16 protein-coding genes and 1 pseudogene are annotated in these 12,139 nt (G+C 73.0%); 8 read left to right on the top strand and 9 right to left on the bottom strand.

Features of this window, described 5'->3' with window-relative positions:
* Positions 1-279 (top strand): annotated as a pseudogene (locus tag MJ876_RS21220) (ABC transporter ATP-binding protein); the annotation flags it as partial.
* A gap of 15 nt (positions 280-294) precedes the next feature.
* On the opposite strand, the gene MJ876_RS21215 reads toward MJ876_RS21220, so the two are convergent.
* The 3 genes from MJ876_RS21215 to MJ876_RS21205 all read right to left on the bottom strand — a co-directional run bounded on the left by MJ876_RS21215 (position 295) and on the right by MJ876_RS21205 (position 2,114).
* Positions 295-852 carry a hypothetical protein gene (locus MJ876_RS21215; RefSeq protein ID WP_240239467.1) on the bottom strand — a complete coding sequence of 186 codons (558 nt, stop codon included), beginning with the start codon at positions 850-852 and terminating at the stop codon, positions 295-297.
* Between the two features lie 64 nt (positions 853-916).
* A complete protein-coding gene (locus MJ876_RS21210) occupies positions 917-1,477 on the bottom strand; it encodes a hypothetical protein (protein ID WP_240239466.1) in 561 nt (186 codons plus the stop codon).
* 148 nt (positions 1,478-1,625) lie between these two features.
* Positions 1,626-2,114, bottom strand: coding sequence for a MarR family winged helix-turn-helix transcriptional regulator (locus tag MJ876_RS21205; RefSeq protein ID WP_240239465.1), 489 nt, complete (start codon positions 2,112-2,114; stop codon positions 1,626-1,628).
* A 65-nt stretch (positions 2,115-2,179) separates the two neighbouring features.
* On the opposite strand from MJ876_RS21205, the gene MJ876_RS21200 reads away from it, so the two are divergent.
* Positions 2,180-2,971: a trans-aconitate 2-methyltransferase gene (locus tag MJ876_RS21200; RefSeq protein ID WP_240239464.1), complete on the top strand. Its 792-nt coding sequence runs from the start codon at positions 2,180-2,182 to the stop codon at positions 2,969-2,971.
* A complete protein-coding gene (locus MJ876_RS21195; RefSeq protein ID WP_240239463.1) occupies positions 2,968-3,357 on the top strand; it encodes a VOC family protein in 390 nt (129 codons plus the stop codon). Before MJ876_RS21200 ends, MJ876_RS21195 begins: the two co-directional genes overlap by 4 nt.
* Positions 3,358-3,428: 71 nt before the next feature.
* Here MJ876_RS21195 and MJ876_RS21190 read toward each other — a convergent pair whose 3' ends face one another.
* Positions 3,429-4,274, bottom strand: coding sequence for a patatin-like phospholipase family protein (locus MJ876_RS21190; RefSeq protein ID WP_240239462.1), 846 nt, complete (start codon positions 4,272-4,274; stop codon positions 3,429-3,431).
* Positions 4,275-4,328: 54 nt separating this feature from the next.
* Here MJ876_RS21190 and MJ876_RS21185 point away from each other — a divergent pair, with 54 nt between their 5' ends.
* Positions 4,329-4,814, top strand: coding sequence for a hotdog fold domain-containing protein (locus tag MJ876_RS21185; RefSeq protein WP_240239461.1), 486 nt, complete (start codon positions 4,329-4,331; stop codon positions 4,812-4,814).
* A gap of 3 nt (positions 4,815-4,817) precedes the next feature.
* Here MJ876_RS21185 and MJ876_RS21180 read toward each other — a convergent pair whose 3' ends face one another.
* The 5 genes from MJ876_RS21180 to MJ876_RS21160 all read right to left on the bottom strand — a co-directional run bounded on the left by MJ876_RS21180 (position 4,818) and on the right by MJ876_RS21160 (position 8,984).
* Positions 4,818-5,678, bottom strand: coding sequence for an amino acid ABC transporter permease (locus MJ876_RS21180; protein WP_240239460.1), 861 nt, complete (start codon positions 5,676-5,678; stop codon positions 4,818-4,820).
* The gene (locus MJ876_RS21175) at positions 5,678-6,367 is read right to left on the bottom strand and encodes an amino acid ABC transporter permease (protein ID WP_240239459.1); all 690 of its coding nucleotides are present in this window, start codon (positions 6,365-6,367) and stop codon (positions 5,678-5,680) included. Before MJ876_RS21175 ends, MJ876_RS21180 begins: the two co-directional genes overlap by 1 nt.
* Before the next feature lie 125 nt (positions 6,368-6,492).
* Entirely contained in the window at positions 6,493-7,374 is an 882-nt protein-coding gene (locus tag MJ876_RS21170; protein WP_240239457.1) for a glutamate ABC transporter substrate-binding protein, read from the bottom strand.
* Between the two features lie 77 nt (positions 7,375-7,451).
* On the bottom strand, positions 7,452-8,237 hold the full coding sequence (locus MJ876_RS21165) for an amino acid ABC transporter ATP-binding protein (protein WP_374202490.1): 786 nt from the start codon (positions 8,235-8,237) through the stop codon (positions 7,452-7,454).
* A gap of 126 nt (positions 8,238-8,363) precedes the next feature.
* On the bottom strand, positions 8,364-8,984 hold the full coding sequence (locus tag MJ876_RS21160) for a dihydrofolate reductase family protein (RefSeq protein WP_240239455.1): 621 nt from the start codon (positions 8,982-8,984) through the stop codon (positions 8,364-8,366).
* 126 nt (positions 8,985-9,110) lie between these two features.
* Between MJ876_RS21160 and MJ876_RS21155 the strand changes: the two genes are divergently transcribed.
* From MJ876_RS21155 to miaB, 4 genes are all read left to right on the top strand, one after another.
* A complete protein-coding gene (locus MJ876_RS21155) occupies positions 9,111-9,593 on the top strand; it encodes a hypothetical protein (RefSeq protein ID WP_240239453.1) in 483 nt (160 codons plus the stop codon).
* Positions 9,590-9,934: a hypothetical protein gene (locus tag MJ876_RS21150; protein ID WP_240239451.1), complete on the top strand. Its 345-nt coding sequence runs from the start codon at positions 9,590-9,592 to the stop codon at positions 9,932-9,934. Before MJ876_RS21155 ends, MJ876_RS21150 begins: the two co-directional genes overlap by 4 nt.
* Positions 9,935-10,036: 102 nt before the next feature.
* Entirely contained in the window at positions 10,037-10,432 is a 396-nt protein-coding gene (locus tag MJ876_RS21145; RefSeq protein WP_240239449.1) for a VOC family protein, read from the top strand.
* A gap of 67 nt (positions 10,433-10,499) precedes the next feature.
* Positions 10,500-11,978 (top strand): tRNA (N6-isopentenyl adenosine(37)-C2)-methylthiotransferase MiaB, encoded by a 1,479-nt coding sequence (gene miaB / locus MJ876_RS21140; RefSeq protein ID WP_240239447.1) that lies wholly within the window; start codon positions 10,500-10,502, stop codon positions 11,976-11,978.
* Positions 11,979-12,139: the final 161 nt, after the last annotated feature.

Below are 12,139 nucleotides of genomic sequence, written 5' to 3'. Positions count from 1 at the left end.
CCGGACGTCGCGTCGCCGCCCGCCGGCGCAGGGGCCGGCGAGGCGCCACGCGCCCGCGCCGGCAGCGCGGCGGAGCGGGAGGCCCGCAAGACGATGGCTCGGCTGGAGCGACAGCTCGAGCGGATCGCCGACGCCGAGGCCGCGCTGGACGCCGAGGTGCTCCAGCACGCGCAGGACCACGAGCGGTTGACGGACATCTCCCAGCGCCTCGCCGCGCTGTCCGCCGAGAAGGCCGAGGTCGAGGACGCCTGGCTGGAGGCCAGCGAGCTGGTCGACTGAGCCGGGGCGTGCTCGTCAGTTGTGGCGCAGGCGCGTCCGGCCCACCGTGAACGTCCCGTCGGCCCGGAGTCCGCGGCGGCGGGCGTCGTCCGCCCAGTACGACGAGCCCTCCGCGGTGAACGTCGCCGTGGCGGCACCGAACCGGATCCAGGCGGGCCGCTCGAGGCAGGGGCGGGGCACCGAGACGCTCAGAACGTCCCGGGCGGGGCGCAGGCCGCCCCGGAGTCCAGGGCAGTCGACGAGCTCGAACTGCTCGTCGTACAGCAGGACGGACGACCGCTCACCGCGACCACCCGCCTGCACGAAGTAGGGGCCCTCGGAGGTGGCGAGCTGGACGCGCAGCAGCGTGTTCGACGCGGTGAGGTCGGTGACCTCGCTGGTGACCGTCATGCGACCGTCGGCGTGACGCCCGACCGTGCTCGTCACGTCGGCGGACGACTCCGCGGACATCCGGGGCAGGCGCTCCGCGTCCCCGCGCGGGTCGGAGAACCGATCGACGTCGGCGTGGGCCGAGGGCGCCGCGAGCACGAGGGTGGCAGCGGCCGCGACGGCGGCGAGCGGGCGAGCGATCACGGAGGGCTCCTGGGCTTGTCCGGTGAGGAGACGAGGATCGTAGACGCCCGGAGCCCTCCGAGCGTCAGTTGTGGAACAGCCGTCGCTGGCCGATACGCACCGGCTGGGTCCCGTTGCCGTCGCGCCGCGCGTCGTCGGTGCGGGACACCTCGTCCTCCGAGGCGGTGACCCTGACGCCGAACTGCACCCAGGTCGGCAGGCTCAGGCAGGTCCGCGGCGCCGACATCACGACGGTGTCGCGGCGCGGCTGGAACTGCACCGTGAAGTCGGTGCACCCGACGTCCCCGACGTCGTCCTGGGACACGAACGCCTCGGTGCTCCCACCGCTGCGGTTCACGACGTAGGTGTAGGTGGTCTCGTCCGTCCGCACCCGGCCGAGCAGCGAGGTGGCTCCGGGTCCGAGGTCGGCCACCGTCACCCGCAGCGTGACGCGGCGGTCCTCGTGCTGGCCCACGGTCCGGAGGATGTCGGCGCGCTTCGCCGGTGGAGGGTTCAGCCCGAGACCGGGGTCGACGGTGTCGCCGCGCGGGTCGGTGACCGTCTCCGTGTCGGCGGAGGCCGGCGCGGCGACCGCGAGGACGGCGGTGGCCGCCAGGACGGCGGCGGCGAGGTGGCGCAGGGTCATCGGCGAGTCCCTTCTGTGCTCGGCCCGAACGACGCTAGGGCCGCGGTCGGGCGCCGTCCACGTGGTCTAGACCGCCGTCAGGGCGCGGCGCAGGCCGGCGCTCGGCGGTGGGTGGATCACGGGGCCCGGCGGGCTGCGCCGGGACCGTTCACCCGAACGGGGCGAGCAGGGTCCGCAACAGGTGGGCGAGGCGGTCGCGGTCGTCGTCCTCGAGCCCGGCGAGGAAGCCCTGCTCGGCGGCCAGCAGGGCCTCGAAGGCGCCGTCGACGACCGTCTTGCCCTCGGCGGTCAATCGCACCAGGACCCCGCGGCGGTCGCGCGGGTCGGGCAGGCGCTCGACGAGGCCGCGGCTGACCAGGCGGTCCACGCGGTTCGTCATGGTGCCGCTGGTCACCAGGGTCTCGCGCAGCAGCCGGCCGGGGGACAGCTCGTACGGCGAGCCGGCGCGTCGCAGCGCGGCGAGCACGTCGAACTCCCAGGACTCGACGTCCCGGGCGGCGAAGGCCTCCCGTCGGGCGAGGTCAAGACGGCGGGCCAGCCGCGAGATCCGGCTGAAGACCTCGACCGGCGCGAGGTCGAGGTCGCCGCGCTCGCGCGCCCACGCCTCGACCAGCTCGTCGACCTCGTCCCGGACCATCCGTCCACTGTAGTGCAGGCTTCGAGAATCTTGACATCAAGATAAATGAGGGCGACGCTGACGGCATGACGCACGACTGGGACCCGACCCGCTACCTCACCTACGCCGACGAGCGCGCCCGGCCGTTCGTCGACCTCCTCGCCCGGGTCCCGGCGCGGGCGCCCCGCACCGTGGTCGACCTCGGGTGCGGTCCCGCCACGCTGACCCGTCTGCTCCCCGAGCGGTGGCCGGGCGCCGCGGTGAGCGGGGTGGACTCCTCGGTCGCGATGGTCGAGCGGGCGCGAGCGGAGGCCCCCGGTCTCGACGTCCGCCACGGCGACCTGCGGGACTGGACGCCGCCCACCCCGGTCGACGTCCTGGTCTCGAACGCGACGCTGCAGTGGCTGCCCGACCACCTCGCGCTGCTGCCGTCGCTCGTGGAGCGGGTCGCGCCGGGCGGCTGGCTCGCGTTCCAGGTGCCGGGGAACTTCGACGAGCCCAGCCACACGGTCCGGACCGAGCTGGCCGGCGGGGCGCCCTACGCCGAGCACACGGCCGGCGTCGACGTCCCGTCGTCGCACGACCCGGTCGTCTACCTCCGGGCGCTGACCGCCCTCGGCTGCACGGTCGACGCGTGGGAGACGACGTACCTGCACGTCCTGACCGGCAAGGACCCGGTCTTCACCTGGGTCTCGGGCACCGGGGCCCGCCCCACGCTCGAGGCGCTCCCCGCCGGCCTGCGCGCGGAGTTCGAGGCCGAGTACGCCGCCCGGCTGCGCGAGGCGTACCCGCCGGAGCCGGACGGCAGCGTGGTGATGCCGTTCCGGCGGATCTTCGTCGTCGCGCGCACCCCGGGGGTCGGGGGAGCGGCGTCGTGAGGGCGCACCACGTGCAGGTCTGCTGCCCGCCCGGGGGCGAGGACGCCGCCCGCCGCTTCTGGCGCGACGGGCTGGGGATGACCGAGGTCGACAAGCCCGAGCCGCTGCGCGCCCGCGGCGGGTGCTGGTTCCGGCACGCCGACGGCGCCGAGGTGCACGTCGGCGTCGAGGACCCCTTCCGTGCCGCCGGCAGGGCGCACCCCGCGTTCGTCGTCGGTGACGTGGCCGCGCTCGAGCGGGTGGGGGAGCGGCTCGAGGCCCTCGGGTTCACCGTCGACCGGACCGAGCGCGGCACCTTCCCGGGCTTCACCCGCTTCCACTGCTTCGACGGCCAGCTCGACGACCGGGGCGGCCCCGGCAACCGCGTGGAGCTGCTCGCGCGCTGAGACGGGCGACGGGGTCTCGACAGGCTCGACCGGCGGCGTGTGCGCCCCCGACCGGCGGTGGTGCGGGGGCCTCAGCCCCAGAGCTCGCGCACCTCGGCGGCCACCGCCGCGGCCTGGGCGTGGCCGGCGCGGGCGGAGGCGCCGCGGGCGGCGAGGTCCAGGACGTTCTTGCCGATCGCCGTCCGCGACGCGTCGTCCGGGCGGACGACGACGTGGGAATGCCCCGCGAGCTGCTGGTAGGGGTTCTCCATCGGCCCCAACCCCTTCGCGATCGGGGCGATCGCGACGACGAGGTCGCAGTCGCGCGCCAGGTCGGCGTTGACGGCCGAGTGCGCGCCGCCGTCCACGTGGGGGCGGCCGTCGATCGGGACCGGTGGGTAGACCCCGGGCACGGCGCAGCTTGCGGCGACGGCGTCGAGCAGCGGGACGCCGGAGTCGCGGTCGAGCACCCGGCGCTCCCCGGTGGTGGCGTCGACGACGGCGATGCGGAGGTCGGTGCTGGTCGGCCACGAGGTCGACGGCAGCCGCTCGCCGATGACCTGCACGCGCTCCTCGAGCGGCGGCGTGGCGCCCCGGCGGGCCCGCCGGACGGCCCAGGCGCCCAGGTTGCGGCCGAGCTTCTCGATGTCACCCCGTGCCCTCAGCACGGCCAGGCCGGCGCCGGCGACCACGGGCAGGCCGAAGGACGGCGGGGTCGGCGCGTCGAGGACGTCCGGCACCTGCTCGGCGTACAGGTCGGCCAGCGTGGTGCCGCTGGTCAGCTGCGCCCCGACGACGGAGCCGGCCGAGGTGCCGACGACGACGTCGGCGCCGGTGAGGTCGACGCCGTGCTCGAGGAGCCCGGCCAGCAGGCCCGTCTCCCACGCGATGCCCGTGATGCCGCCGCCGCCCAGGACCAGTCCTCGTGTGCCCGCCATGCCGCTCCTCGATCGTCGTGCCGCCATTGGTTACTCACCGGTAATGTACGCGCCATGAGCCAGGTGCTGACCATGTGGACGAGGCTGTCGCCGCTGCCCCTCGGGGCCCGGGTGTTCTCCTTCGCCTTCAGCCGCAAGGCGCCGTACTTCGCCACCGTCCGGCCCCGCTTCACCGTGCTGGAGCCGAACCGCGCCGAGCTGGTGGTGCCCAAGCGGCGGGGGGTCCACAACCACCTCGGCACCGTCCACGCGATCGCGCTCTGCAACGGGCTCGAGGCGGCGATGGGGGCGCTCGCGGAGGCGACGATCCCGGCCGACAAGCGGTGGATCCCCAAGGGGATGGAGGTCGCCTACACCGCCAAGGCGACCTCCGACATCACCTGCGTCGCGGAGACCGACGCCGAGGCCTGGACCTCCGACGACCCCGACGTGGGAGTCCGCGTGCGCGGCGTCCGTGACGACGGCACGGTCGTGATCGAGGGCGTCATCCGCCTGTGGGTGACGCCGCGGAAGCGGGCCGCGCAGCCGGCGTCCGCCTGAGGCTCAGGCGCGGCCGGTGTCGCGGTCGCTGATGCCGGCCACGGCCACGTCGAGCACGGGCCGCTTCTCGCCGATCAGGCGCCTCTGGAGCAGGCCCGCGATGAAGGTCAGGACGAGGTTCGCCGCGATGTAGAGGACGGCGAGCACGATCGCCGTCGGCACCTGGTTCTGGAACTCCAGGTAGATGCTGCGACCGACGGCGGTGAGACCCGGGGCGACGATGTAGTAGCCGAGGCTGGTGTCCTTCAACGCGACGACGCACTGGCTGATCAGCGCGGGCAGCATGACCTTGACCGCCTGCGGCAGCTGGATGATCCACAGCACCTGGGTCTTGCGCATGCCGATCGCGTACGCCGCCTCCGCCTGGCCCTTCGGCACGGCCAGGACGCCGGCCCGGAAGACCTCGGCCAGCACCGAGCCGTTGTAGAGGGTCAGGGCGACGACGACGCACCAGAACTTCGACAGCGGTCCGCCGCCGATGCTCAGCAGGTAGAAGACGAAGATGATGAGGATCAGCACGGGCACGGCGCGGAAGAACTCGACGACCAGCCAGCTCGGCCAGCGGATCACCCGGTGGTCCGACAGCTTCCCGAGACCGAACACCAGACCGAAGACGACGGCGAAGATGATCGAGAAGAACGCCATCTGCAGCGTCACGAGCAGGCCGTCGACGAGGATCACCACGATGTACTGGGGGGTCACGAAGACCTCCCACTTGTCGTAGGTGAGCTGGCCGGCGTCGTAGAGCTTCCAGACCACGCCCGCGGCGATCGCGACGAGGACGACCGCGGAGATGATCGTGTAGAGCCTCGCCCGGGCCCGCGCCCTCGGGCCGGGGACGTCGAAGAGGACGCTGGTGCTCATCAGCGGGCCACCTTCCAGCGGCGCTCCAGGGCGTAGGACGAGAAGGCGATGGCCTCGACGATGACGATGTAGCCGAGGGCGACCAGCAGGAAGATCTCGACCCGCTGGTCGGCGTTGTCGTTGGTGAAGCGGCGCATCGTCGCGGCCGCCTCGGCGATGCCGAACGCGGCGGCGATCGAGGTGTTCTTGGTCAGGGCGATGAACACGCTGGCCATCGGCGGGACGACGGCCCGCGCGGCCTGCGGGAGCACCACGAGGCGCATCACCTGACCGAAGTCGAGCCCGATGGCGCGGGCGGCCTCGGCCTGCCCGACCGGGACGGCGTTGATGCCGGAGCGGATGGCCTCGCAGACGAACGCGGAGGTGTACAGCGTCAGCGCGACGACGGCGCGCACGAAGAAGGCGGAGACGTTGTAGTCGCCGACCGCGATGACCTCGATCGACTGGAACGTGATGCCGATCCGGGGGAGCGCGATGGCGATGAAGATGAACACCACGAGCAGCGGGGTGTTGCGGAACAGGGTGACGTACAGGCCGGCGGCTCTCGCCAGGACCGGCACGGGGCCCACCCGGGCCGCGGCCAGCAGGAGCCCCAGCAGCAGGGACAGCACGCCGGAGACGACGGCCAGGCCGATGGTCAGGCCGAAGCCGGCCAGGTAGACGTCGAAGTTGCCGAAGACGGCCTCCACGCGGGTGCCTCCCTCCTCAGTGCTGGTGCTGGTGCTGGTGCTGGTGCTGGTGTTGGTGCTGGTCGCTCACCACCGCGGGGCGGCCGGCTCGGCCGCCCCGCGGGGTGTGCTGCTGGTGCCTGGGCTCAGGCGGCGCACTCGTCGAGCGCCGGCGGCTCGGGGGCGTCGTCCCCGGACTCGCCGAGGGTGATGTCGAACGCCTCCTCCCACGAACCGTCCTCGAAGGACTGCTCGAGGGTGTCGTTGATGAACTGGCACAGCTCGGGGTAGTCCTGCGAGTAGCCGATGCCGTAGCGCTCCTCGGAGAACGGCTCGCCGACGACCTTGAGGGCCTCGGGCTGCTCGGCGGCGTATCCGAGCAGGATCGCCCCGTCGGTGGTCATCGCGGCGACGGTGCCGTCGAGCACCTGGTCGACGCACTCGGAGTAGGTGTCGAAGCCTCGCGGCTCGGCGCCCTCGGCGCGGGCGTTGTCGAGGGACGTCGACCCGGTGACCGAGCAGACCTCCTCGCCCTCGACGTCGGCGACGTCGGCGATGTCGCTGTCGGACGGCACGAGCAGCTGCTGGCCGGTGACGTAGTACGGGCCGGCCTGGCCGACGACCTCGCGGCGCTCGTCGGTGATCGAGTACGACGCGATGACGAGGTCGACCTCGTTCTCCTGCAGGAAGGGCTCGCGGTTGTCGGAGATCGTCTCGACCCAGTTGATGTTCTCCGGGTCGATGCCGAGGTTGGCGGCGATGATCTTGCCGATCTCCGGGTCGAAGCCGACCGGGTCCTCGTCGCCGGCGCCCTTGAACCCGATGCCGGGCTGGTCGTACTTGACGCCGATGGTGATCTCACCGGCCTCGTTGAGCTCCGCCATCCGGGTGCCCTCGTCGAACTGGGCGTCCTCGACGGCCTCGACGTCGCGGGTCTCGCCCTCGTCGCTGCCGGCGTTGCCGCAGCCCGCTGCGAGCAGGGCGATGCCCGCCGCCGCGGCCGCGACCTTGATCCGAGTCGTGCGCATGTGGTTCTCCTTCATCTCCGGCCGTGGTCGGCCGCCCGATCTGGTGTGGGAGCTGCTGCTGGCTCCTCGCGCACTCGTCAGTGCTTGAGGATCTTGCCGAGGAAGTCCTGGGCGCGCTCGGTGCGCGGGTTGGTGAAGAACTCCTCCGGGGTGTTCTCCTCCGCGATGGCGCCGTCGGCCATGAAGACCACCCGGTCGGCCGCCGTCCGGGCGAAGCCCATCTCGTGGGTGACCACGACCATGGTCATCCCGCGCTGCGCGAGGTCGACCATGACGTCGAGGACCTCCTTGATCATCTCGGGGTCCAGCGCCGAGGTGGGCTCGTCGAAGAGCATCACCTTGGGCTCCATCGCGAGCGCCCGGGCGATCGCGACGCGCTGCTGCTGGCCACCCGAGAGCTGGGCGGGGTACTTCTGCGCCTGGTGGGCGATGCCCACCCGCTCGAGCAGGCTCATGGCGAGCTTCTCGGCGTCGTCCTTGGACTGCTTGCGGACCCGGATCGGCCCGAGCGTGACGTTCTCGAGGATGGTCTTGTGGGCGAAGAGGTTGAACGACTGGAAGACCATGCCGACCTCGGCGCGCAGGTTCGCGAGGGCCTTGCCCTCGGCGGGGAGCGGCTGGCCGTCGAGGGTGATGGACCCCTGCCCGATGGTCTCCAGCCGGTTGATCGTGCGGCACAGCGTGGACTTGCCGGAGCCCGACGGACCGATCACGACCACGACCTCGCCGCGGGTGATGGTCAGGTTGATGTCCTGCAGGACGTGCAGCGAGCCGTACCACTTGTCCACGCCGTCGAGCACGACCAGCGGCTCGCCCCTGCCCGCCTGGATCTGCCCCGACTCGTGGGCCGCCTCCGCCGTCATGGCCCGCAGACTAGGGGGAATCCGCGCGCCGTCACCAACGCCACGGGCCCCCGGGCGCGATCCGTGACCGGGATGTGACGCGGGGGTCCGGCCCACCCGCCCATGTAACGCGGAGTTACGGCTTGATCACCAGGGACGGGCAGGGGTCGGGAGCACCACAGCCCCGCGGCAGATGGCGCCGTACGCCGCACAGGCTGGCCCCAGCACGTCGTACGCCAGACGGGTGACCGAGCCCCAGTCGTCGCAGGCGCGCTGGGCGAGCCGGGTCGGCCGCGCGAGGAGCGGCGTCCCGGCGCCGAGGACGACGGGGGCGACGAACAGCTCGAGCGCGTCGAGCTCCCCGGCGGCCAGCAGCCGGTCGACCAGGTCGAGCGAGCCCCACACCAGGACGTCCCCGCCGCCACCGGCACGGTGCCCGCGGACGTGGTCCACGGCGTCGGTCACCACCCTGGCCGGGACGTGCCCCGGCCACGGAGCGTCGCGGAGGGTCGTCGACGCCACGACCTTCTGGACGGCGTTGACGGCGTCGGCGACGGGATCGGTCGCGGTCGGCCAGTAGGCGGCGAACGAGAAGTGGGTACGCCGGCCGAGCAGCACGTGGTCGACGCCTCCGAGCACGTCGAGGTTGTGGGCCTGGGTGCGCTCGTCGACGTCGACGGGCACGTGGGCGAAGAGGTCGCCCTCGCCACCCGGCCCGCTCGCGTACCCGTCCACCGACACCCACTGCTGCGCGATCACCCGGGTCATGTCGCGACGGACCACGACGGGTCCGTCGACTCATCGGTCGCCACCCGTCCCTCGCGCCGCAACGTCCGCTCGTGCGCCCCCAGCTGGAGCACGTCCTGCTGCGCGTGCAGCGCTGATCCCTCAGACTTGACCCTCGATCGACTCGTGGGGGTGGAGATGTTCGGCGTCGGGACGTTCGAGCGGGGCCTGGTGCTCGGCGGGTTCCTGCTGCTGGTGGCGGTCGTGGTGGTCGTGGCGCGGAGGAACGGCGTCCACGCCGTGCAGGACGAGCTCGAGGTGCCGGCCACGCCCGCGGTCGTCGAGGAGCGGATCTTCGGTCCGCTCGGGGCGATCCACGGCGCGACGATGTCGCGGGCGTCCGCGGGTCACGTGACCCTCACCAGCCGGCGGACGCCGACCTGGGCCGTCTTCCTGGCCATCGTTCTCTTCCCCTGGGGCCTGCTCCTGCTGCTGGTGAGGCACGAGCACGCGTTGAACGTCCGGATCGGCGAGCGTGGCGGAGGCAGCGTCGTCCAGGTCAGCGGACGTGCGCCCAAGCGGGTCGCGCTCGAGGTCGGCGAGACGTTGGAGCGGCGGTTGGCCGTCGCCGGGCCCGGGCGCGACGTGTGACCGCGACCCGTGGGTTCGCCCTCTGGGCACTGATCGGCGTCGTCGGCATGGTCGTGATCGTCATGGTGAGGGCCGACGAGCCCTTCCAACAGCCCCGGGACTACCTCGTGCTCCCCGTGGTGGGCGCACTCGCCGGCGTGCTGGCCGTCGTCCACAGCCGGGTGATGCGACGCGCACGCCGCCGTGGCGCCGAGGCCCGCGGCCTGACGCTGGAAGAGTCGGAGGCGCGAGGTCGCGAGGCCGAGAAGCGCTTCGCCGCCAGTCACCCCGTCCTCTACGGGCTGGCCTGGGTCGCCGTCGTCGCGGTCGCCGGCCTCGCCGTCTGGCTGCGGGTCACCTGAGCGTCCGGCCGGGACGCACCGCGGTGTCCCTCCGCCGGCCGGCGGCCGAGGCGGGTCTGAAACCGGTTGCCCGAGCTCCCGGCCACGCGGTAGCCAGGTCCGGTGACCTCGCACATCTCCCACACCAGCGTCGACTGCCGTGACGCCTACGCCCTCTCGCGCTTCTGGGGTGCGGTCCTCGGGTACGACGGCATGCCGGGCGAGCCCGACGAGCCGGGGGACGAGGAGTGCCTGCTGGTGTCCCCGGACGGCGCGATCCGCCTGCTCTTCATCGAGGTGCCGGAGTCGAAGTCCACCAAGAACCGGGTCCACCTCGACCTCGAGCCCGTCGACGGCACCCGCGAGGAGGAGATCGAGCGGCTCCTCGGGCTCGGCGCCACCCTGCTCGCCGACCGCCGCCGTCCTGACGGCGGCTGGGCGACCCTCGCGGACCCGGAGGGCAACGAGTTCTGCGTCCTGCGGACCCGCGCCGAGCGGGAGGCGACCGGCGGGCTCTGAGGCCGCCGGCCGGCGGTAGCCGAGCGTTTCGCCCTGCGCGCGACGGCTCGTAGGCTTGGCCGTTGTCATGCGCACCTACGAGGTCCGCACCTACGGGTGCCAGATGAACGTCCACGACTCCGAGCGCCTCACCGGCCTGCTGGAGGACGCGGGGTACGCCGCCGCGCCCGACGGCGAGCAGGCCGACGTCGTCGTGTTCAACACGTGCGCGGTCCGCGAGAACGCCGACAACCGCCTCTACGGCAACCTCGGCCACCTCGCGCCGGTCAAGGCGAAGAAGCCCGGCATGCAGATCGCCGTCGGCGGGTGTCTCGCGCAGAAGGACCGCGACACCATCACGAAGCGCGCGCCCTGGGTCGACGTCGTGTTCGGCACCCACAACATCGGCTCGCTGCCCGCCCTGCTCGACCGCGCCCGGTCGCAGGAGGAGGCGCAGGTCGAGATCCTCGAGTCGCTCGACGTCTTCCCGTCGACGCTGCCGACCCGCCGCGAGTCGGCGTACGCCGCCTGGGTCTCGGTGAGCGTCGGGTGCAACAACACGTGCACCTTCTGCATCGTCCCGAGCCTGCGCGGCAAGGAGAAGGACCGCCGTCCGGGCGAGATCCTGGCCGAGGTCGAGGCGCTCGTCGCCGAGGGCGTCAGCGAGGTCACCCTGCTGGGCCAGAACGTCAACGCGTACGGCGTCGAGTTCGGCGACCGGCAGGCGTTCAGCAAGCTGCTCCGCGCCTGCGGCGAGGTCGAGGGCCTGGAGCGGGTGCGGTTCACCAGCCCCCACCCGGCGGAGTTCACCGACGACGTCATCGAGGCCATGGCCGAGACGCCGAACGTCATGCCGAGCCTGCACATGCCGCTGCAGTCCGGTTCCGACGCGGTGCTGAGGGCCATGCGGCGTTCCTACCGGCAGAAGAGGTTCCTCGGGATCATCGACCGCGTCCGCGCCGCCATCCCCGACGCCGCGATCACCACCGACATCATCGTCGGCTTCCCGGGCGAGACCGACGCCGACTTCGAGGACACCCTCCACGTCGTCCGCGAGGCCCGCTTCTCCGGCGCGTTCACGTTCCAGTACTCCAAGCGCCCCGGCACCCCCGCCGCCACGATGGACGGCGAGGTGCCGCCCGAGGTCGTCAAGGAGCGCTACGGCCGCCTCGCCGCGCTCGTCGACGAGGTCGCGTGGGACGAGAACAAGCGCCAGGTCGGACGGCGCCTCGAGCTGCTGGTCGCGGAGGGTGAGGGGCGCAAGGACGCCGCCACCCACCGCCTCTCCGGCCGCGCGCCCGACAACCGACTCGTGCACTTCACGCCCGTCGACGCCGCCGGCGGACCCGTCGCGGTGCGGCCCGGCGACGTCGTGACCGTCGAGGTCACCTACGCCGCCCCGCACCACCTCGTCGCGGACGGCGCCGTGCTCGACGTCCGGCGCACGCGCTCGGGAGACGCGTGGCAGCTGCGGACCGAGGGGCCGCAGGCGCCCGCCGGGGTCGGGCTCGGCATGCCCACCGTCGGCGTCCCCGCGCCCCTGCCTCCGGCGCCCGCCTGCGGGTAGTCCGGTCCCGCCGGAGACCGCTGGGTTGCCCTGAGCTCCGGTGAGGGGCCGCGCGGTGCGGTGTCGTCGGCCGGTCGTCGGGGCCTCGTCGCTAGCCGCTGTCGCCCCTCGCGCCTCGACCTGCGGGGGCGGGTGACCCAGGTGGTCGAGCAGCACGCGAG

Source organism: Nocardioides sp. CFH 31398 (genome assembly GCF_022436705.1).
GTDB lineage: Bacteria > Actinomycetota > Actinomycetes > Propionibacteriales > Nocardioidaceae > Nocardioides.
Note: the sequence above shows the minus strand (reverse complement) of the source record. Positions and strands in the feature narration are given on the sequence as shown.

Coding starts and splice junctions, on each gene's coding strand:
- MJ876_RS21165 (WP_374202490.1), bottom strand. CDS start 8,237: ATGACGGCGGAGGCGGCCCACGAGTCGGGGCAGATCCAGGCGGGCAGG.
- MJ876_RS21210 (WP_240239466.1), bottom strand. CDS start 1,477: ATGACCCTGCGCCACCTCGCCGCCGCCGTCCTGGCGGCCACCGCCGTC.
- MJ876_RS21185 (WP_240239461.1), top strand. CDS start 4,329: ATGAGCCAGGTGCTGACCATGTGGACGAGGCTGTCGCCGCTGCCCCTC.
- MJ876_RS21160 (WP_240239455.1), bottom strand. CDS start 8,984: ATGACCCGGGTGATCGCGCAGCAGTGGGTGTCGGTGGACGGGTACGCG.
- miaB (WP_240239447.1), top strand. CDS start 10,500: ATGCGCACCTACGAGGTCCGCACCTACGGGTGCCAGATGAACGTCCAC.
- MJ876_RS21190 (WP_240239462.1), bottom strand. CDS start 4,274: ATGGCGGGCACACGAGGACTGGTCCTGGGCGGCGGCGGCATCACGGGC.
- MJ876_RS21180 (WP_240239460.1), bottom strand. CDS start 5,678: ATGAGCACCAGCGTCCTCTTCGACGTCCCCGGCCCGAGGGCGCGGGCC.
- MJ876_RS21170 (WP_240239457.1), bottom strand. CDS start 7,374: ATGCGCACGACTCGGATCAAGGTCGCGGCCGCGGCGGCGGGCATCGCC.
- MJ876_RS21205 (WP_240239465.1), bottom strand. CDS start 2,114: ATGGTCCGGGACGAGGTCGACGAGCTGGTCGAGGCGTGGGCGCGCGAG.
- MJ876_RS21200 (WP_240239464.1), top strand. CDS start 2,180: ATGACGCACGACTGGGACCCGACCCGCTACCTCACCTACGCCGACGAG.